Annotated in this window: 18 protein-coding genes; 1 reads left to right on the top strand and 17 read right to left on the bottom strand. The window is 64.7% G+C overall.

From position 1 onward, the window contains the following. Positions 1 to 242: 242 nt before the first annotated feature. The 8 genes from ACTEK7_RS20340 to ACTEK7_RS20305 all read right to left on the bottom strand — a co-directional run bounded on the left by ACTEK7_RS20340 (position 243) and on the right by ACTEK7_RS20305 (position 8,124). The gene (locus ACTEK7_RS20340; protein ID WP_225146805.1) at positions 243 to 980 is read right to left on the bottom strand and encodes an ABC transporter ATP-binding protein; all 738 of its coding nucleotides are present in this window, start codon (positions 978 to 980) and stop codon (positions 243 to 245) included. Then, positions 977 to 1,825 (bottom strand): ABC transporter ATP-binding protein, encoded by an 849-nt coding sequence (locus ACTEK7_RS20335; RefSeq protein ID WP_225146804.1) that lies wholly within the window; start codon positions 1,823 to 1,825, stop codon positions 977 to 979. Before ACTEK7_RS20335 ends, ACTEK7_RS20340 begins: the two co-directional genes overlap by 4 nt. Continuing rightward, a complete protein-coding gene (locus ACTEK7_RS20330) occupies positions 1,825 to 3,648 on the bottom strand; it encodes an ABC transporter permease (protein ID WP_225146803.1) in 1,824 nt (607 codons plus the stop codon). Before ACTEK7_RS20330 ends, ACTEK7_RS20335 begins: the two co-directional genes overlap by 1 nt. Before the next feature lie 54 nt (positions 3,649 to 3,702). Continuing rightward, positions 3,703 to 4,860, bottom strand: a complete 1,158-nt coding sequence (locus ACTEK7_RS20325; RefSeq protein ID WP_036027466.1) for an ABC transporter substrate-binding protein — start codon at positions 4,858 to 4,860, stop codon at positions 3,703 to 3,705. Between the two features lie 58 nt (positions 4,861 to 4,918). Beyond that, positions 4,919 to 5,494: an alkylhydroperoxidase domain protein gene (locus ACTEK7_RS20320; RefSeq protein ID WP_036027469.1), complete on the bottom strand. Its 576-nt coding sequence runs from the start codon at positions 5,492 to 5,494 to the stop codon at positions 4,919 to 4,921. A gap of 11 nt (positions 5,495 to 5,505) precedes the next feature. Then, entirely contained in the window at positions 5,506 to 6,105 is a 600-nt protein-coding gene (locus ACTEK7_RS20315; protein ID WP_225142484.1) for a CMD domain protein, read from the bottom strand. A gap of 38 nt (positions 6,106 to 6,143) precedes the next feature. Then, on the bottom strand, positions 6,144 to 7,181 hold the full coding sequence (locus tag ACTEK7_RS20310; protein ID WP_074447555.1) for a putative FMN-dependent luciferase-like monooxygenase: 1,038 nt from the start codon (positions 7,179 to 7,181) through the stop codon (positions 6,144 to 6,146). Positions 7,182 to 7,341: 160 nt separating this feature from the next. After that, positions 7,342 to 8,124 carry a MetQ/NlpA family ABC transporter substrate-binding protein gene (locus ACTEK7_RS20305; protein WP_225146802.1) on the bottom strand — a complete coding sequence of 261 codons (783 nt, stop codon included), beginning with the start codon at positions 8,122 to 8,124 and terminating at the stop codon, positions 7,342 to 7,344. A 333-nt stretch (positions 8,125 to 8,457) separates the two neighbouring features. Between ACTEK7_RS20305 and ACTEK7_RS20300 the strand changes: the two genes are divergently transcribed. Then, positions 8,458 to 10,245: a peptide ABC transporter substrate-binding protein gene (locus ACTEK7_RS20300; protein ID WP_225146801.1), complete on the top strand. Its 1,788-nt coding sequence runs from the start codon at positions 8,458 to 8,460 to the stop codon at positions 10,243 to 10,245. A 280-nt stretch (positions 10,246 to 10,525) separates the two neighbouring features. Here the strand turns inward: ACTEK7_RS20300 and ACTEK7_RS20295 are convergent, their stop codons facing one another. From ACTEK7_RS20295 to ACTEK7_RS20255, 9 genes are all read right to left on the bottom strand, one after another. Beyond that, positions 10,526 to 10,804: a DUF2934 domain-containing protein gene (locus tag ACTEK7_RS20295; RefSeq protein ID WP_036006918.1), complete on the bottom strand. Its 279-nt coding sequence runs from the start codon at positions 10,802 to 10,804 to the stop codon at positions 10,526 to 10,528. A gap of 129 nt (positions 10,805 to 10,933) precedes the next feature. Further along, positions 10,934 to 11,119 (bottom strand): hypothetical protein, encoded by a 186-nt coding sequence (locus ACTEK7_RS20290; protein ID WP_074447556.1) that lies wholly within the window; start codon positions 11,117 to 11,119, stop codon positions 10,934 to 10,936. Beyond that, positions 11,116 to 11,277, bottom strand: a complete 162-nt coding sequence (locus ACTEK7_RS20285) for a DUF2934 domain-containing protein (protein ID WP_074447557.1) — start codon at positions 11,275 to 11,277, stop codon at positions 11,116 to 11,118. Before ACTEK7_RS20285 ends, ACTEK7_RS20290 begins: the two co-directional genes overlap by 4 nt. Positions 11,278 to 11,569: 292 nt before the next feature. After that, positions 11,570 to 13,594, bottom strand: coding sequence for a S8 family serine peptidase (locus ACTEK7_RS20280; protein WP_050996019.1), 2,025 nt, complete (start codon positions 13,592 to 13,594; stop codon positions 11,570 to 11,572). A 47-nt stretch (positions 13,595 to 13,641) separates the two neighbouring features. Then, the gene (locus tag ACTEK7_RS20275; protein WP_036006916.1) at positions 13,642 to 13,872 is read right to left on the bottom strand and encodes a hypothetical protein; all 231 of its coding nucleotides are present in this window, start codon (positions 13,870 to 13,872) and stop codon (positions 13,642 to 13,644) included. A 61-nt stretch (positions 13,873 to 13,933) separates the two neighbouring features. Further along, positions 13,934 to 15,082, bottom strand: coding sequence for a hypothetical protein (locus ACTEK7_RS20270; RefSeq protein ID WP_225126204.1), 1,149 nt, complete (start codon positions 15,080 to 15,082; stop codon positions 13,934 to 13,936). A 97-nt stretch (positions 15,083 to 15,179) separates the two neighbouring features. Beyond that, positions 15,180 to 16,004 (bottom strand): AfsR/SARP family transcriptional regulator, encoded by an 825-nt coding sequence (locus ACTEK7_RS20265; protein WP_050996197.1) that lies wholly within the window; start codon positions 16,002 to 16,004, stop codon positions 15,180 to 15,182. Positions 16,005 to 16,453: 449 nt separating this feature from the next. After that, the gene (locus ACTEK7_RS20260; RefSeq protein WP_225146800.1) at positions 16,454 to 17,629 is read right to left on the bottom strand and encodes a Gfo/Idh/MocA family protein; all 1,176 of its coding nucleotides are present in this window, start codon (positions 17,627 to 17,629) and stop codon (positions 16,454 to 16,456) included. 15 nt (positions 17,630 to 17,644) lie between these two features. Continuing rightward, the gene (locus ACTEK7_RS20255; RefSeq protein ID WP_225146799.1) at positions 17,645 to 18,700 is read right to left on the bottom strand and encodes a sugar phosphate isomerase/epimerase family protein; all 1,056 of its coding nucleotides are present in this window, start codon (positions 18,698 to 18,700) and stop codon (positions 17,645 to 17,647) included. Positions 18,701 to 18,822 lie beyond the last annotated feature (122 nt).

The following is an 18,822-nucleotide window of genomic DNA, read 5'->3' as shown; positions in this document are numbered from 1 at the left end:
GCGCTCCCGCTTGCGCACGGCTATCATATTTGAGAATTCTTTCCTCCGGCCATCCTTCGAGACGCCCGCTTGAGGCGGGCTCCTCAGGATGAGGACGGAGTGCGCGGCAGCAGTGTCAACGGGCACAGAACGTTAATGAGCCTCATCCTGAGGAGGCGCGTCAGCGCCGTCTCGAAGGACGAGGCGTGCACGCAGGCCGCCGCCACAAGCCATATGCGATAGCCCTGCCTGCGTTGAGACGCTTACGCCGCCTCGGAGCCGCCGAGATAGGCGTCGCGGATACGCGGGTCGTCCTTCAGCGCGCGGGCCGGCCCTGACAGCACGATCTTGCCGGTCTGCAGCACATAGGCCTCGTGCGCGATCTCGAGCGCGAGGCTGGCGTTCTGCTCGACCATGAAGACCGAGACGCCCTCCTGGTTGATGCTGCGGATCAGTTCCAGCACGCGATCGACATAGAGCGGCGACAGGCCCATGGTCGGCTCGTCCATCACGATCATGCGGGGGCGGCTCATCAGCGCGCGCGCCATCGCCACCATCTGCTGCTCGCCGCCGGACAGCGAGCCGGCGCGCTGCGACAGCCGTTGGCCGAGCTTCGGGAACAGCGTCAGCATCCTGTCGAGATCCTGCGCGATGGCGTCGCGGTCATTGCGCACGAAGGCGCCCATCAGGATGTTCTCGCGCACGCTCATGTCGGCGAACAGCCGCCGCGCCTCCGGCACGGAGCCGATGCCGCGGCGGACGATCTGCGGCGTGGAGAGCCCGATCAGCGAAGCGCCGTCGAACGTCACCTCGCCCGAGCGCGGCTTCACCAACCCTAAGATGATCTTCATCGTGGTCGACTTGCCGCTCGCGTTGCCGCCGAGCAGGCAGACGATGTGGCCGCGCGCAACCGTGATCGACAGGTCGAAATGCACCTGGGCCTGGCCGTAGAAGGTGTTGACATCAGACAATGCCAGCAGTGCTTCGGGTGCGCTCGTCATGCCGCGCTCTCCTGCTCCGTCGTCCCTGACAGTCCGTGGCCGAGATAGGCCTCGATCACCTTGGGATCGGTTCGCACCTGCTCGCCCGGCCCTTCCGCGATCTTCTTGCCCTCGTCCATGACGATGACGCGGTCGGACAGGCGCATCACCATCTCCAGCTTGTGCTCGATCAGCAGGATCGTCAGCCCTTCGGCTTTCAATTCGGCGACGAGTCCCTGCATCTCCGCGGTCTCGGTCGGATTCATGCCGGCGGTGGGCTCGTCGAGCAGCAGCAGCCGCGGCTTCAGCGCGAGCGCACGCGCGATCTCGACGCGGCGGCGGTTGGCGTAGGAGAGGCTATAGGCGGGCTTGTCGATGCGCGGCAGCAGCCGTTCGCCGAAACGCGCGAGGATGGCCTTGACCTCCTCACGCAGCCGCTCCTCCTCGGCCCTGACGCGCGAGGGACGCAGCAAGGCCAGACCCAATTCCAGCAGCGGACCGATCACCGGCACGGCCGGCTTCACGGCGCGCAGCCGCGTGTGCGCGCCGATCAGGACATTGTCCATGACGCTGAGATTGCCGAACACGCGGCCGAGCTGGAAGGTGCGCGCGATGCCTTCGGCCGCGAGCCGCTCCGGCGGCAGGCCGGTGATGTCCTGCCCTTCGAAGCTGACGGTGCCGGCATCGGGCCGGTCAAGCCCGGTGACGAGATTGAACAGCGTCGTCTTGCCGGCACCATTCGGGCCGATGATGCTGATCAGCTCGCCCCTGGCAAGGTCGAGGTCGATGGCGTCGACCGCGGTGAGGCCGCCGAAACGGCGCGTCAGGCCGCGCAGGGACAGCATGGCGTGAAGCTGCTTCTCCATCAGACCGTTCCCAACAGGCCCTGCGGCCTGAACCGCACCAGCAGCAAGAGAACGATGCCGTAGATCAGGATGCGGTACTCGGCCGCGATCCGGAACACCTCGGGCAGGCCGACCAGCGCCACCGACCCGACGATCGCGCCGACGACGTTGCCGAGGCCGCCGAGGATGACGACGGTCAGCGCCAGGATGGATTGCTGCGTGTTGAAGGTCTCGTGGTTGATGTAGGAATAAAGATGCGCGGCGATGCCGCCGCTGACGCCGGCGGCGAAGCCGCCGAAGATGAAGGCGATCGACTTGTAGCGGTTCAGGCTGAGGCCATAGGCGCGCGCGGCGATGTCGTCGTCGCGGATGGCGCGAAAGCTGCGGCCAAGATGCGAGGTAAGCAGCCGTCCCTGCAGCAGCGCCAGCACGACCATCACCGCAAGGCTGAACCAATAGACCGAGGTCGGGCTGATCAGGTCATAGCCGAATAGAGCCAGCGGCGGGATGCCGGAGATGCCGATCGGACCGCGTGTCACGCTTTCCCAATTCAGGATCACCAGCGCCACGATCTCGCCGATCGCAAGCGTCGCGATCGACACATAATGCCCGCGCAGGCGGAAGGAAGGCGAGATCAGGAGCGTGCCGAGCGCGGCGCTCATCAGGCCACCGCCGATGACGGCAAGTCCGGCCGGAACGGCCAGCACCAGCGACAGCAATGCGGAGGTGTAGGCGCCGATCGCAAGCAGCGCGGCATGACCGAGAGAGACCTGCCCCATCGTGCCCGCAACCAGCGTCAGGCTGAGCCCGAGCATGCCGAGCAACCAGGCATTGATCAGGGTCTGGAGCACGTAGAAGGACACCGGGAACAGCGGCATGATCGCAAAGCCGGCAACAGCGACCAACAGCGCCCAGCGCGGAATATTCACCGGGCGGCTCGGCGCGATGAACGTGCCGGTGAGCGGCTCGGGCGGCGCCTGCCGTGCGCTGACGAACAGGCCGTTCGGCCGCAGCACGAGCACGACGACGAGCAGCAGGAACGCGAACAAATTGCGGTAGCTGGTGCCGAGCACGGCGACGCCGTAGCTCTCGACGAGGCCCAGCAGCAGGCTGCCGATCACCGCGCCCGGCACGTTGCCGGCGCCGCCGACGACTTCCGCGACGACGCCCTTGAGCGTCGCCTGAAGGCTCATCGCCGTGTCGATCTGGTTGTAGTACATGCCGACCAGCATGCCGGAGACGCCGCCGAGCGCCGCCGCGATACCGAACACGGCCTGATTGACCCGGTTGACGTCGACGCCCATCTGCATGGCGGCGTCGCGGTCCTGCGCCGTGGCACGCACGGCCCAGCCGAGCTTGGTGTAACGCAGGAACACGAACAGCAGCAGCGCACTGGTGAGGCCGACGCCGGCAATGAGCAGATCAAGCGGCCCGATCGTCCCGCCACCGACCTGGAAGCGGACATCGGGCAACTGGCTCGGCAACGCGCGCGGATTGGGCGAGAAGATCAGCATCACCAGTTGGTCGAGCACGAAGCTGATGCCGATGGTCGCGAGCAGCGGCGCGATGCGCACCGAGTTTTGCAGCGGCCGCAGACCGAACCGCTCGATGATCAGACCGACGATCGCCGCCGCCACGGCGACCACGATGATGGTGAGAGGCAGCGGCGTGTGCAGCTGCACCACCGCGATCCAGCCGATATAGGCGCCGACCAGATAGATCGACCCTTGCGCGAAGTTGATCAGCCGGCTGACGCCGAAGATCAGCGCGAGCCCGACTGCAACGAGCGCGTAGACATTGCCGACGATCAGCCCGTTGATGGTGTGGTCGAGCCAGGAGGACACGCAGTATTCCTAATCAGGGAGAAAGCGGCCGGAGCGATCGCTTCGGCCATCGCATCAGGTCGGCTTGCCGTCCCACAGCGCGAACTGACCCTTGCGCACGACGAGCTCGGCGTTCATGGCGCCCTTGACGCGGCGGCTCTCGACGTCGAACGTCGCCTGACCGAAGATGACGCTGGAGACGTCCTTCACCTTGGCGAAGGCATCGCGGATGGCGCGGCGGTCGGTGCCGCCGATCTTCACCACGGCAGCGGCCATGTTCATCGCGTCATAGGAATAGGCATTGAAGGCGTCGGGCTCCTGCCCGTTGTACTTGGCCTTGAAGCCGTCGATGAACTTCCTCACCTCGGGCCGCGGATCTTGCGGGAAATAGCGCGTGCCGAGATGGACGTCCTCGACCGCCTCGCCCCCGAGCTCGATGAATTTCGGCGAATACACCGAGCTGGCCGCGCAGATCGTCTGCTTCAGGCCGACCTGGCGGGCCTGGCGCGCGATCAGCGCGCCGTCGGAATAATAGGAGATCAGGATCAGGCCGTCCGGGCTGGCGTCGCGCACGCGCACCAGAGTGGAGCGGAAGTCGCGTTCCTCGGCGATGTAGCCCTCGGTGATCGCGACCTCGGCGCCGTATTCCTTGGCCGCCTTGACGAAATGGTCGCGGCTGGTGCGGCCCCAATCGGTGTTGAGGTGCAGCACCGCAAGCTTCTTCAGGCCGAGCCGCCTGACGGCGTAGGACGCCAGCAGCGGCTGCTCGTCGGCCTGGCTCACGGACGTGCTCCACATGAAGTCACCGCCCTTGGTGAAGTCGGGGTGCGAATTGGTGAAGCCGAACTGCACCAGGCCGCCGCGCTGATAGATCGGGGAGGCCGCCATCGAGGCGGGACTGGAGAAATCGCCGAGCTCCATGACGATGCGGGGATCGGAGACGAATTTCTGGGCGATCGCGACCGACTGGCGCGGATCGCTCTGGCTGTCCTCGAACTGGTAGGCGAGCTTGCGGCCGTTGATGCCGCCGGCGGCGTGAATCTCGTCGAGCGCGAGATCAAAGCCCTGCTTCCACTGCGCGCCATATTGCGCGTTCGGTCCCGTGAGGGGGCCGCTGACCCCGAGCAGGATCGGCTCGGCGGATTGCGCCAGTGCGGCGCGCGAGAAGGCTGTGCCCGCCATCATGGCGGCGAGCGAACCTTTGACCAGGGTACGGCGATCGATGTTGCTCATTCACGGCTCCATCCATTCAATGTTGATACAGCAGCAATTCTCGTGCCGGTGAGATTGCCTATTTCGAGGGCTCGCCGAGCGACAGCATCAGCCGGTTCGCCCAGTTGAAGAACGCGGCGCCGTTGATGACGTCGACGATCTCGGCGTCGTCGAGACCGGCGCGGCGCAGCTCGGCGATATTGTCAGGCCCGAATGCGATCGGCGTTGCGGCCAACGCCACCGAGGCCTTGACCACCGCATTCCAGCGCTCACCGAGATCGGCCCCAACGCCCTCGTCAAGCAGACGCTGCACGTCGTCGCGGCGCTTGGAATAGGTGCTGGCGAAGCGCGCATGCACGGAGGCGCAATAGATGCAGCCGTTGTAGCGCGAGGTCGCCGCAGCGGCGAGCTCGCGCTCGGCGCGCGGCAGGCCGTCGGCGACGTTGTAGAAGATGTCCTTGTCGGTCTTGGTGCGGGCTTCCAGCACTTCGGGATCGCGCACCAAGAGACGAAAATATTCCGACTTGGCGCGGGCGCGGTCGACGAGGCCGGCGTAGTGCCGCTCGGTCAGCTCGGCCTCGGGCAGCGGGTCGATCCACGAGACCCAGCCGAGCTCGTCCTGGGTGAAGGCGACGGGCGGATTGACGGTGCTCATGATTGGACCTCCTACGCGTTCGCTGCGGCGAGCGTGCGCAGGCCGCTGACGACGCGCACCTGGAACGACAGGAACGCAACGAGCTGGGACAACGTGACGATGCCGGTGGATGACCAGCCGGCAGCCAGTAGCGCCTTCATGTCGGCGGACGCGGCATCGCGCGGGTGGAAGAGAAGCAGATGCGCGTGCTCCAATGCTGCGACCAGCCTGGCGCCGAGGACAGGCTTGCGCTCCGCGCTGACGCGATAGATCAAGCCGGCCTTGTTCTCGATCGACAACGGACCGGCCGGATAGGCGCCGTATGGGCCGGAGGTCTTGCCGCGCTCGATCTCGGCGTTGATCGCATCGAGCAGAGGCGCGCCATCCGCAGTCGCGGCAAGCTTGTCGCGATAGAAGGCGGCGACGGGGGACTCGCCATGGAGCCCGGTCGCGAAGGCCGCGACCACCGCGCGCTCGGCAAGCGAAAAATCGCCGGCGTCCACCGGCTCGAACAAAGCGAGATAGCTCTTCTGCGCATTCTCGCGCGCCTGCAGGCGGCGCGCGCGGATGGCGTCGAGTGTGGAGCCGGGCTCGATCCCGGCGAGCGTGTCGATGATGTCTTGCGTTCCCATCATTCAGCCTCGTGCAACGCGTTTTTCGTTCATTCCGGCTAACCTGCGAGGGCAATGTCTTTGGCGGCCGTCCGGGTCCAGCCCAGCACTGGGGCGACCTTGTCGGCGACGAGCTCGATGGAGCGCAGGACGTCAGCATGCGGCGCATCGACCGAATGCACCTGGAAGACGAGATCGGTCACCCGTTCCAGCGTGGCGTCGGTGCGGAGCGAGGCAATGACGTGGTCGGCATCGCCGACATGGGTGTCGAACGCGGTAATCATCTCCTCCAGCGTCTCGCCTGGAGGGGGATGTCCGCCCTTCATGAATTGCGGCAGCGCGCGGCGCAGTCCGATATCGGCGAGGCGCAGCGCCTCGCGATGGTCGTCGGCAACGAAGATGCTGCGCGAGGCCATGATGCGCGGCTCGCGGCCCGGCGGCAGCGCGGCGAGATAGGCGTCGATGATCGGGTTCTGGATCTCGGCGAGCGTCGCGTTCGGCGCGTCCTTGGCCCGCGGCTGCGTGCGCGAGAGCAGGAGGCCGTCGCCGGCCTTGCCGGCGCGGGCGCCGCCGGCAACGGAGAACGTCGCCTGCCAGATGCGCTTATCCAGTTGCGGCCGCTGCGGATAAAGCGTATCGCCGCCCTCGAGCGGCTTGCCGGTCAAGGCCTTGCGGACGATGTCCAAATTGCGGGCAAAGATCTCGTTGCGCTGGGCGCTGTCGAGGCCGAAAGCGGCGAAGGCGGACGGGTTGCCGCCGGTGCCGACGCCGAGCTCGAAGCGGCCGTTGCAGAGGAGATCGAGCACCGCGGCATCCTCCGCCACCCGCACCGCGTTCTCCAGCGGCAGCGTGACGATGCCGGTGCCGAGGCGGATGCGCGAGGTCTGCGCGGCGACATAACCCAGGAACGTGAAGGGCGACGGCAGGCCGCCCTCGCGCTCATGGAAATGATGCTGCGCGATCCACGCGGAATCGAGCCCGGCCTTCTCGGCGCGCACGATCTGCTCGGCGGCGAAGCGATAGCGGTCCGCCGCCGGCGCCTCGTCGAGCAGCCGCGTGAAGAAGCCCAGGCGTTTCAGGTTGGCAAAGCGTTTCATACGATCCCTGTCGGGCGAGGATGGGCCCCGATGATGTCGGTTGCCGCAGTTCCCGACAAGCGGGCATTACGCAGGGCACATACGCAAGATTCCTGCGCAAGGCTGATCGCAAGGCTGCCCGCCGGATCGCCTTGATGTGGACTCTGGGCGGGCAGATTGCCTACCAGCTCGGCAGCACCGCGCCCTTGAACTTGGTCAGGACGAACTCCTTGACCTCAGGCGTGTGGTAACTGCCCACGAGGATCTTGACCCAAGGCTTGTCCTTGTCGGCGCTGCGCACCGCGATCAGGTTGACATAGGGCCCCTTCGGGTCCTCGCGCAGGATCGGATCCTTGACCGGATCGAGGCCCGCCTGGGTTGCATAGTTGGTGTTGATCGCGGCGGCATCGACGTCGTCGAGCGCGCGCGGGGCCTGCGCCGCGTCGACCTCGATGAACTTCAGCTTCTTGGGATTGTCGGTGATGTCGAGCACGGTCGGCTTGAAGCCGGTGCCGTCCTTCAGCTTGATCACGCCCTTGTCGCGCAGCAGCAGCAGCACGCGGCCGCCATTGGTCGGATCGTTCGGGATCGAGACCTTGCCGCCCGCGGGGATATCGCCGAAGGCCTTGTGCTTCTTCGAATAGACGCCGATCGGGAAGTTCACGGTCAGGCCGACGGATTCGATCTTGTAGCCGCGGTCGGCCTTCTGGTTGTCCAGGTAAGGCTGGTTCTGAAACGAATTGGCCTGGATCTCGCCGGCATCGAGCGCGGCGTTCGGCACCACGTAATCGGAGAACTCCAGGAGCTGGATGTCGAGGCCCTGCTTGGCGGCGATCGGCTTCACCGCTTCGAGGATCTGCGCATGCGGCCCCGGCGTCACGCCGATCTTGATGGTCTCGGCCGCGGCTGCGGCGGACCATGCGGCCAGCACGGCAGAGAGAATCAGGGGAAGGCGAAACGGCATCTTGGTCTCCTTGGGTCTTGCGGCAACGGACCCGTATTCCCTTTTCTGCGGTGCGAAATCAATGAAATGGAAATCCATATTGTCCGCGGCTCGGGGCCAGCCTTTCTCCATTCGGCCGCAAACGGAAAACGAATGCAGAGTGCGACAAAGTGCGCGCGCGTAACCCGGATGAAGCGCCGCGCAAGCAGGGCTGCTGCCGCTCGTGGCAAGAATCCCGGATTGCACTTTCGTTCCATCCGCAGCCGGGCCAGCGTCCTTCTCTTTGACTCCACCACGCCCGACGTGCTGAGTTAGCGCGCACTGAGCCGGTGGCGACGAAGTGGGGATCATCCAATGAACGAGAACGAAATCCGCAATCTGGTCGCAGAAGTGAAGCAAGGCACGCTGTCGCGGCGCTCATTCATCAGGACAATGGCCGCGGTCGGAATCGCGGCGCCGATCGCCAGCCAAATCCTGGTCTGGCACGATGTGGCGATGGCTGACGCCACGTTGCCGTACAAGCCGGCCAAGGCCGGCGGCGGCGGCACGCTCAAGATGCTGCTCTGGCAGGCGCCCACCCTGCTCAATCCGCATTTCGCGCTCGGCACCAAGGACCAGATCGCCTCGCGCATCTTCTTCGAGCCGCTCGCCGGCTGGGACAAGGAGGGCAACCTCATCCCCTGCCTCGCCGCCGAGGCGCCGACCAAGGCGAACGGCGGCCTTGCGGCCGACGGCATGAGCGTGATCTGGAAGCTGAAGCGGAGCGTGACGTGGCATGACGGCAAGCCCTTCACCGCCGACGATGTCGTCTTCACCTGGCAATACGCCGCAGATCTCGCCACCGCGGCCTACACCACGGGCTCCTACAAGGACATCAAGGTCGAGAAGATCGACGACCACACCGTCAAGGTGATCTTCCGGGCGCCGACGCCGTTCTGGGCCGATCCGTTCGTCGGCTCGGTCGGGATGATCCTGCCGAAGCATCATTTCGGCGAGTATGTCGGGGCCAAGTCGCGCGAAGCGCCGGGCAATCTGAGGCCGGTCGGCACCGGCCCGTACAAATTCGTCGAGTTCAAGCCCGGCGATATGATCCGCGCCGAGCGCAATCCCGACTATCACATCAAGAACCAGCCGCATTTCGACATGGTCGAGATCAAGGGTGGCGGCGACGCGGTGTCCGCGGCGCGCGCCGTGCTGCAGACCGGCGAGTACGACTTCGCCTGGAACATGCAGGTGGAGGAGGAGGTCCTCAAGCGCATGGAGGCCGGCGGCAAGGGCAAGCTCGAGATCACGCCTTCAGGCAATGTCGAGTTCATCATCCTCAACACGACAGACCCCTGGACCGAGGTCGACGGCGAGCGCTCGAGCGTCAAGACCAAGCATCCGACGCTGTCCGATCCCGCCGTTCGCCGCGCGATCAACTTCCTGATCGACCGCGATTCGATCCAGAAGTTCATCTACGGCCGCGGCGCCATCGCCACCGCGAGCTTCGTCAACGCGCCCAAGCAGTTCAAGTCGCCCAAGCTGAAATACGAGTTCGACATCGACAAGGCCAACAAGATCCTCGACGAGGCCGGCTGGACCAAGGGCGCGGACGGCATCCGGGAGAAGGACGGCAAGAAGCTCAAATACGTATTCCAGACCTCGACCAACGCGCCGCGGCAGAAGACGCAGGCCATCATCAAGCAGGCGTGCCAGAAGGCCGGCATCGACATCGAGATCAAGGCGGTCACCGCCTCCGTGTTCTTCTCATCCGACGTCGGCAATCCCGACACCTACTCGAAATTCTATGCCGACATGGAGATGTACAACACCACGCAGCCGCAGCCCGATCCGGAGCGCCTCTTGAACCAGTGCGTGTCCTGGGAGATCGCCACCAAAGACAACAAATGGCTCGGCCGCAACAATTCGCGCTATTCCGACCCCGAAGCCGACAAAGCCTACAAGGCCGCGCAGAACGAGCTCGATCCGGTCAAGCGCGCCGCGCTGCTGATGAAGGTCGACGAGATCTTCTGCGAGGCAAACGTGTTCCTGCCGCTGCTGTCGCGCCACGTCGTCAACGCCGGCGCCAACAATTTGATGATCGACATCTCCGGCTGGGACACCATCACGTGGAACCTGGCGGCGTGGTACCGGACCTGAGGGGGCTCGTGAGCGCGCTGATGGTTGCAGCGCAGCGCGGGATTCAGATCGCGATGCCGAATCCCGTCCACTGTGTGCTCCAGATCACAGCGGAATCGCGCAACCTCGCCTACAAGGATCAGGCATGGCCGCAAACAAGGTAACGGCGGTACGCACGAGGCTGGGAAGACCATCAACAGCTACGGACTTTGTGACGCCGCCAGGGTGAACAACCCGGCGGCTTTTTCCTTGCTCGCGCGACCTGCGGTCCGCGCGCAGAGGACGGAGATACCGCCCGGCGCTATGAAGCGCCCGAGCTCTTTCGCTCCTCGCGTTCATCTTCGATCTGACGTTCGGCTTCCAGCCAGAACTCCAACTCGCGATTGCTCGGCCGTCCCGCCTGCTCCCAGAGCTCATAGGCGCGTGTGCGCACCTTGCCACGGCGCATTATGCGAAGCAGCTTTCGTTTCAGTTCCTCCGCGAAGCTCCTGAAGCGTTGTCCGGTGGTTTCATCCCTGACGAGCGAGGCCGCTCGCGTTGCGAGTTCGATCTGGTGCTCTAGCTTCTTCTGCTCGTCCACCACCGAAACTGCCGCGGAAAGAATTGTTGTCGGAGCCGTGCGGACACTAAATTCCTTTCCGGGATGGTCCGTTCCCTGAGGTGCAGCGTTTCGGAAGTGACCAGCCGAGCAGGCATCGGTTGGGCGCCGCTAGTGCCACGTCGTGTCGGCTTCGACGATCACCACCCTGATTTCAGGGTCCTCAGTCGTGTTGCAGGAGCAGGGCATGCCCTCGCCACAGCGGCAGCCGCCGAGCTTCTCGCTCCAGACCCGGAGCGGATGGTTTTCGCAGACCCATCCAAGACCCTGGCAGAATGGGCAGGTCTTGTCGGTCACAGCGTATCCGGCGTCCGCAGCGTGCTCGACCTGTCCTCGTTGCGCAGCTCCTGCTCCGCCGCGTGCCAAAATTCCTCCTCGCGCCCTTCGGGCTTGCCCGCCTGCTCCCACAATTGGTGCGCGCGTTCTCTGATCTCTTGCTCGGTCGGCTCGGACAATTGCACCTCCTGCTTGGAAGCACGGCCCCACCCAGGGGGGTATGGGGGGCTTGGAGGCGGGGCCGTGCAGGCCAGCGATCGGCGGCGATGCTGACCCGCGGAGTCAAGTTTCGATCGGGCGCGAGAGTTCCAAGCTGCGCCTGTGCGGCACGACGCCGCGAAGGAAAATCCAGGACGCGGCAAACAATCCACCATGTTCCCAAGGCGAGCGGCCGCAGCAATTGCCTCAAGGCAGTCGGCACTCGGGGCACAGCTGCTGCTGTGCCCCTTTCTGAGATGCCAAGGACGCGCGTTAGAGCAATCCCACCCTGTGCATGATTTCCCGGATCTGCGCCGGATTCGGATCCACCATCATGGGCGCGACTGCCGCGCCTGCGGTCTGTGCGGGACCGTGAGCGACGGAGCTCGATCCGTTCTTGATCGGATCGACGGACTGCAGATTCATTGCGGCCGCCGTTTGTGCCGGACCGCGCGCCACGTGGATCGCACTGCCGTGCACGGGATCGGCGGACGGCGGCGGCGACCCCACGGGAACCATGCTCGGCGCTTCGACCGACTGCAATCCAAGCAGACGCCGCAACGTTGCCAGCGCAGGGTCGGTTGCGGTAGCGGCGGCGATCACCGGGGCGACGCCGGTTTCCAGGCCGAGTGCCCGCATCACGTTCGGCAATCCCGCGCCGGTCCGATTTGGGTCGCCAAACTGCAGCGGCGTCGCGGTTTCCTTCAGAATTTGGAACAGCCGCTCGACACGGCGTGCGTCGCGATTCTGAAAGTTGCCTTTGGTGAAGTCCGGATGATGCGCCAGCACCAGCGCGGCCAGGCCCGTGACATGGGGAGTCGCCATCGAGGTGCCGTCCCATGCTCCGAAGCCATCGGCGGGAAGCGACGAGACGATCGCCACACCAGGCGCGCAGACGTCGACCTCCGGACCGAAGCAGGAGAACTTTGCCGGAAAATATCCGTCGCGGCTCTGGAAGCCGTCGAGGGCCTGCTGCGAATGATAGCTGTCGTTGGGGAATTCGCCCCACTTGCCGATCGCGGCAACCGCCAGGCAATGCGGCGTCGACGCGGGAAACTGCACCGGCCCCGAGGAATTGCCCGCGGCGATGATGCAGGCCATACCCATTTGCTTGGCCCGGATGATGCGTTCCTCGATAATGCGCGAAGGCTCGCCGCCGCCCAGGCTCATATTGGCAACATCGATGCCATGCTCCATGCAGTAATCGAGCGCGGAGACGAGATCGCTGAACCGGCCGCCGGGGAAGATGCGGCAGACGTGGATTTCCGCCGCGGGAGCGAAGCCGCGGATGCCGCCACCGGCGCCGACGGGTCCGCCAGCGATGATTCCAGCGCAATGCGATCCGTGGCCGATCGTATCGACGGTCCAGGCCGCCTTGTCGGTCCCGACGATACTGGTGCCTGCCGTGATCCCGTGCAGATTGCGATGGGTCGGCGCCAGGCCGGAATCGATGACTGCGATCTTCATGCCGGCGCCATCGAAGGACGGCGGCAGACGATCAAGGCCCATCGCGCGCTCACCCCATCCCATCAATTGCTGGCCGGGGAAATTCCGCAACACCGCGCCGAGCGCCCTGGCAACGATCCGGTTGACGCTGTTAGGAACGAGCTGCGGACGATCGAGCCAGAAGGTCCAGTAGTCGATCTTCGGTTTGACCAGGATCGAGCGGATGGTCTCGGGTCTTTCGCCTTGCAGGGTCACTGTGGCGCGGCCGGTGGCGTCCGTGATGCCTTGGGCCGGCCACATGCTGCCGAACACATAAACCTCGGCTTCAGGCAGCGGACCATCCTGGCCCAGCACTTCGATCGTGGTCGTGAAGCCGTCGGCCAGCGGTGTCAGCACCCCCGGATTGGGCAGCTGCGGCGTGGTCGGATCGAGCATGTAGCTCAGCCGCTCGTCGCGCTCCACCGCGCAACGCTGTCCCGCCTGGGTCTGCAGCAACTTGGCCTTGTCAGGAGTCATCTTGGCGAGGACCAGCGGGCTGAGCGGCACTTGTCCGAGCTCTGCGCTCTGAAATCCGAACAGGCGCGGCGGAGAGACCGTTTTCACCACTTCGATGTCGGGACTGTTGCTGAGCTGCTGAGTCAGGAAATCGACGCTGAAGGTCGCAAGCCCGGGCTGCTGCTGCGGCGCGATCATGAATTGCGCCGGGCGCGCTGCGATCGTTGCGGGCTCCTGCCCCCGTGACGATGATGGAGCGGTGCCCTGGTCCGGAACGGACCCGTTGCCGTTCATCGCGGCTTCGGTCGCGTCGTGCTCGCCCTGCGTGGAAGTTCCTGATTTGCCTTTCGTGGCCATCTGCGGCCTCCTTGATGTTTTGCGTGTCCAATGTTTGCCCACCGACGTCAGTCGGCATCGAATGGCTTCAGCGCTGAATCCGGTTCGACCACCAGCGTGGCAAACGTCGATTTCAGGCGATCGGCCTGTGTGGTCGTCATCGACAAGATGACGACATCGGGTGCGACTTGCGCGACTCGCTTCACGCCGGGTTCACGCTGCAAGTGTTCGTTGAGCTCACCGGATTGGACCGGGCCTCCCTGCACGATGAATTGCTGCGACGCGGTTGAATCGGCCATCTGGTTTCCATTCACGTCTAAGCGCAGAGGGCGGGCTTGCGCCCGCCCCCACGCGTTGGGTCTAGTGCATCGTGCCAGCGGGCTGGCCGGCGTTGAAGACTCCGAGCTGACGGCCGATATCGAGGCCGGTCTGGGCGCCCTGGCCGATCTTCTTCAGCACGCTCCAGAAGCCCTGCAGCTCGATGTCGGAGACCTGCGCCGCCGCGGGCTGCAGGCCGGGCTGGGCGCTGAACACGCCGAGCTGCTTGCCCACATCCAAGCCGGTCTGCACGCCCTGGCCGATCTTCTTCAGCACGCTCCAGAAGCTCTGCAGCTCCATGTCGGAGACTTGCGCCGCCGCGGGTTGCAGGCCGGGCTGGGCGCTGAACACGCCGAGCTGCTTGCCCACATCCAAGCCGGTCTGCACGCCCTGCCCGATCTTCTTCAGCACGCTCCAGAAGCCCTGCAGCTCCATGTCGGAGACCTCCGCCGCCGCGGGCTGCAGGCCGGGCTGGGCGCTGAACACGCCGAGCTGCTTGCCGACGTCCAAGCCGGTCTGCACGCCCTGGCCGATCTTCTTCAGCACGCTCCAGAAGCTCTGCAGCTCCATGTCGGAGACTTGCGCCGCGGCAGGCTGACCGCCGGGGCCGGCACTGAACACGCCGAGCTGGCGACCGATATCGAGGCCGGTCTGGGCACCCTGGCCGATCTTCTTCAGCACGCTCCAGAAGCTCTGCAGCTCGATGTCGGAAACCTGCGCCGCGGCGGGCTCCAAGCCGGGCTGGGCGCTGAACACGCCAAGCTGCTTGCCGACATTCACGCCGGTCTGCACGCCCTGACCGATCTTCTTCAGCACGCTCCAGAAGCTCTGCAGCTCCATGTCGGAAACCTGCGCCGCCGCGGGCTCCAGGCCAGGCTGGGCGCTGAACACGCCGAGCTGCTTGCCGACATTCACGCCGGTCTGCACGCCCTGGCCGATCTTCTTCAGCACGCTCCAGAAGCCCTGCAACTCCATGTCGGAGACCTGCACGGTACCTTGCATGTCCGGACCGGCCGAGAACGGCAGGAAGCCACCACCGATGTTGCCGATCGCGCCGCCGATCTGCTTCCCCTTCTTGCCGCCGAGCAGGTTGCCGATAACGCGTCCGGCCGCGCCACCGAGGATCGAGCCGAAGATCCCCTGCGGGTCCAATTGGCCGTAGTCCTCAGTCTGTTGCTGAAATCCAGTCATGTTCAAAATCTCCTGATGAAGTGCTTGAGCCGTGAGCGACACGCGCTCCCCACAGGGAGGCGGGATCACTGCGCACGATTGTGCGAGCGGCTGAAGGCTACGACAGGGATCGTGATGCAGGCGTCACGTCGAGCGTGAAAGTTGCGTCAGAATTCTTATCGCGAGGCAATTTGAGTGAAGTAGATCTTACAGCGGCTCGGAACGTGTGCCGGATTTCGAGCTGCAGCCGTTCCGTCTCTCGCTCCGGCGCTGCGCGAACCTCGCGCCACAGTACGGAGCGGCAGAGATCGTACTGACGGAGCGCATCGGTCCGGCGGCCTTGCTGCGCGTAACAGCGCATCAAGATGCGATGAATCTCTTCCTGCAACGGGTCGATTGCGAGGATCCGTAGCGCGAGTGCGATCGCGATATCCATGTGTTCGCGCCCGCCGGAGTCGAGCAGGCCCGCAAGCGCCCGCATCGCCTGGGTCCGCAGTCGCTGGCGCTCGGCAGACAGCCAGGCCTCGAATTGGCATGAAGTCGAGCCGATGCCCTCGAGAAGGTCGCCGCGATAAAGCACCGCCGCGCGGGCCAGACGTTCGGGATCCCCTCCCGTCAAAAGCCGCTCGAATTCCCCGACATCGGTGCTGATGCTGTTCGGACAGATGCGTATATCATCGCGATCGGCCAGGATCACATCCGAATATCGCGGCAGCTCACGCCGCAACGTGAGCAGGGCTTGTCGAAGACTGGCGCGCGCGCGATCGCCGAAATGACCGTCCCACAACAGCGTCGCGAGCTTGCCGCGCGAAATGGCGCGAGGAGAACTGAGCGCCACGTAGCCCAGGAGAGTTGCAGCCTTGCGACTGGGGATCAACACCGACTCGCCGGTCGCACACACGACCTCGACACCGCCGAAGAGATTGATCTGGAGCAGCGACATTGTCCTTTTCCTTCGGTCATTGTCTTCTGTCCCTCATTCTATCCAGGGGCGAACATTCTTCTTATGATCATGATCACTAGGACACGGACAGCGCCGATTGGCCGCACATCGTCGATCAGACCGGATGCTCTTACGGGCACCATACAATCTAGGTTAGACAAAGCAATGGAACTCGCCTTGGCTCCGCGTCAGCAATTTGTGAGAGCGGAAATTTCAGATGTGTGAGGTAGCCCATAGTCAGCATGCAAATTGCAGGCGCCACAATTGCTCGCATTTGGTGCATCTTTCGTGCGGACGCCGGACGCCGCAAGCTGTCGCATCACGTGACGCACCGAATGCCGTGCGAGTTGTCCCACTCGGCGGTACTCGACAAAGCGAAGTCATGGGTCATGATTGCATCCATATAGAGCAGATCCGTCGACAACGGGTTCCGCGGCTTCGCGACCGCCTTACGTCATCCGAACCCAGACGCCATTACCCGCGGACGACTTCACCGCAGCCTCGATCAACTTCACGCCGGCGAGGCCATCCTCGACCGTCGGGAAGACGACATCGGGATGCGGCTTTTCACCGGCCGCTGCCGCGCGGATGGCGCGCGCCGCCTCGGCATAGATCGTTGCGAAGCCTTCAAGGTAGCCCTCAGGGTGGCCTGATGGGATGCGGCTAACGCGGGCGGCCTCGCCCATTGCGCCGGCTCCGCCGCGGGTCAGGAGCTGCCTGGGCTTGCCGTAGGGTGTGAACCAGAGATGGTTCGGATTCTCCTGCGCCCATTCGAGGCCGCCTTTGCTGCCGTAGACGCGCAGCGTGAGCCCGTTCTCGTTGCCGACGGCAACCTGACTCGCCCACAGCATGCCCTTGGCGCCGCCCTTCCACTTCAGGAGGATCTGGACATCATCGTCGAGCCGCCGCCCCTCGACGAAGGTCGACAATTGGGCGAGCAATTCGTCGAGCTCGAGCCCGCTGACGAAGCAGGCAAGATTGTAAGCATGGGTGCCGATGTCGCCGATGCACCCGCCGGCGCCGGACCGGGACGGATCGGTGCGCCATGCCGCCTGCTTCTGGCCGGTGGTTTCCAATGGCTCAGTCAGCCAATCCTGCAGATACTCGGCCTTGACGAGACGGATCTCGCCGAGATCGCCGTTCGCGACCATGGCGCGCGCCTGCCGGATCATGGGATAGCCGGTGTAATTGTGCGTGACGACGAAGATCCTGCCGGTCTTCCTGACCAGCGCCACCAGTTCCTCGGCCTCGGCCACGGTCGTCGTCAGCGGCTTGTCGCAGATGACGTGGATGCCGGCTTCGAGGAAAGCTTTCGCGACCGGGCGGTGCATGTGGTTGGGCGTCACGATCGAGACCGCCTCGATGCCATCCGCCCTCGCCGCTTCAGCCCGCGCCATCTCCTCGAACGAGCCATAGGCCCGGCCGTCGGCGATACCGAGCTCCTTTGCGGACGTCTTGGCGCGAACCGGATCCGACGCGAGCGCGCCGGCGACCAGCTCGAACTGGTCGTCGATGCGCGCGGCAATGCGGTGGACGGCACCAATGAAGGCGCCCTGGCCACCGCCGACCATCCCGAGCCGGATACGACGATGGCCGCCGGTTTCGTTGCTTGCTTCGATCGCCATGTTGCACCCTCTTTTTTAGGAGATGCCGAGCATCTTGCGGTTGGCAGCCGCGTCAGCGCCGCTGCCTGCGAAATCGTCGAAGGCTTTCTCCGTCACCCGGATGATATGGTTTCGGATGAACTCGGCGCCCTCGGCCGCGCCTTGCTCGGGATGTTTCAGGGCACACTCCCACTCGAGCACCGCCCAGCTATCGTAGTCGTATTGCGTGAGCTTGGAGAAGATGGCGCCGAAATCGACCTGACCATCGCCGAGCGAGCGGAAGCGGCCGGCGCGGTCGACCCAGCTCTGGAACCCGCCATAGACGCCCTGGCGACCGGTCGGATTGAATTCGGCGTCCTTGACGTGAAACGCCTTGATGCGCTGGTGGTAGATGTCGATGTAGTCGAGATAGTCGAGCTGTTGCAGAACGAAGTGCGAGGGATCGTAGAGCAGGTTCGCGCGCGAGTGGTTGTTCACCCGCTCGAGGAACATTTCGTAGGAGACACCGTCGTGGAGGTCCTCGCCAGGATGGATCTCATAGGCGAGATCGACACCGTGCTCGTCGGCATAGTCGAGGATGGGCCGCCAGCGCCCGGCGAGTTCGTCGAAGGCGGTCTCGATCAGGCCGGCGGGACGCTGCGGCCAGGGATAGACATAGGGCCAGGCAAGCGCGCCGGAAAACGTTGCCTGGGCACTTAGCCCGAGCCGCCGGGACGCCAGGATGGCGCGCTTGACCTGATCGACGGCCCATTCCGTGCGGGCCTTGGAATTGCCACGCACGTCCGGCGCGGCGAAGCCGTCGAACGCCGCATCATAGGCCGGGTGAACGGCGACGAGCTGGCCTTGCAGATGGGTCGAAAGCTCGGTGATGGAAAGCCCGTGCCGAGCCGCAACACCCTTCACCTCGTCGGCATAGGTCTGAGACTCCGAGGCTTTGTTCAGGTCGAAGAGCCGCCCATCCCAACTCGGAATCTGAATTCCCTTGTAGCCAAGCGAGGCGGCCCATCCGCATATGGCATCGAGCGAATTGAACGGCGCCGCATCGCCAGCGAACTGAGCGAGGAATATCGCAGGCCCTTTGATCATCTTCATCGCGTGCTTCCTTCCTTGGACGTTTTTGGGCGCTTTTCCGCGCACTTGGTTCGAGGATGCCGGCCATCAAGGGAGAGAGCAATACCGGACTATGCAACGAGAAAAGCTTCGAACGGCCGCAG

It is taken from the genome of Bradyrhizobium sp. JHI2711 (assembly GCF_056156565.1).
The sequence above is the reverse complement of the archived record's forward strand: the minus strand, read 5'-3'. Positions and strand labels throughout refer to the sequence as shown.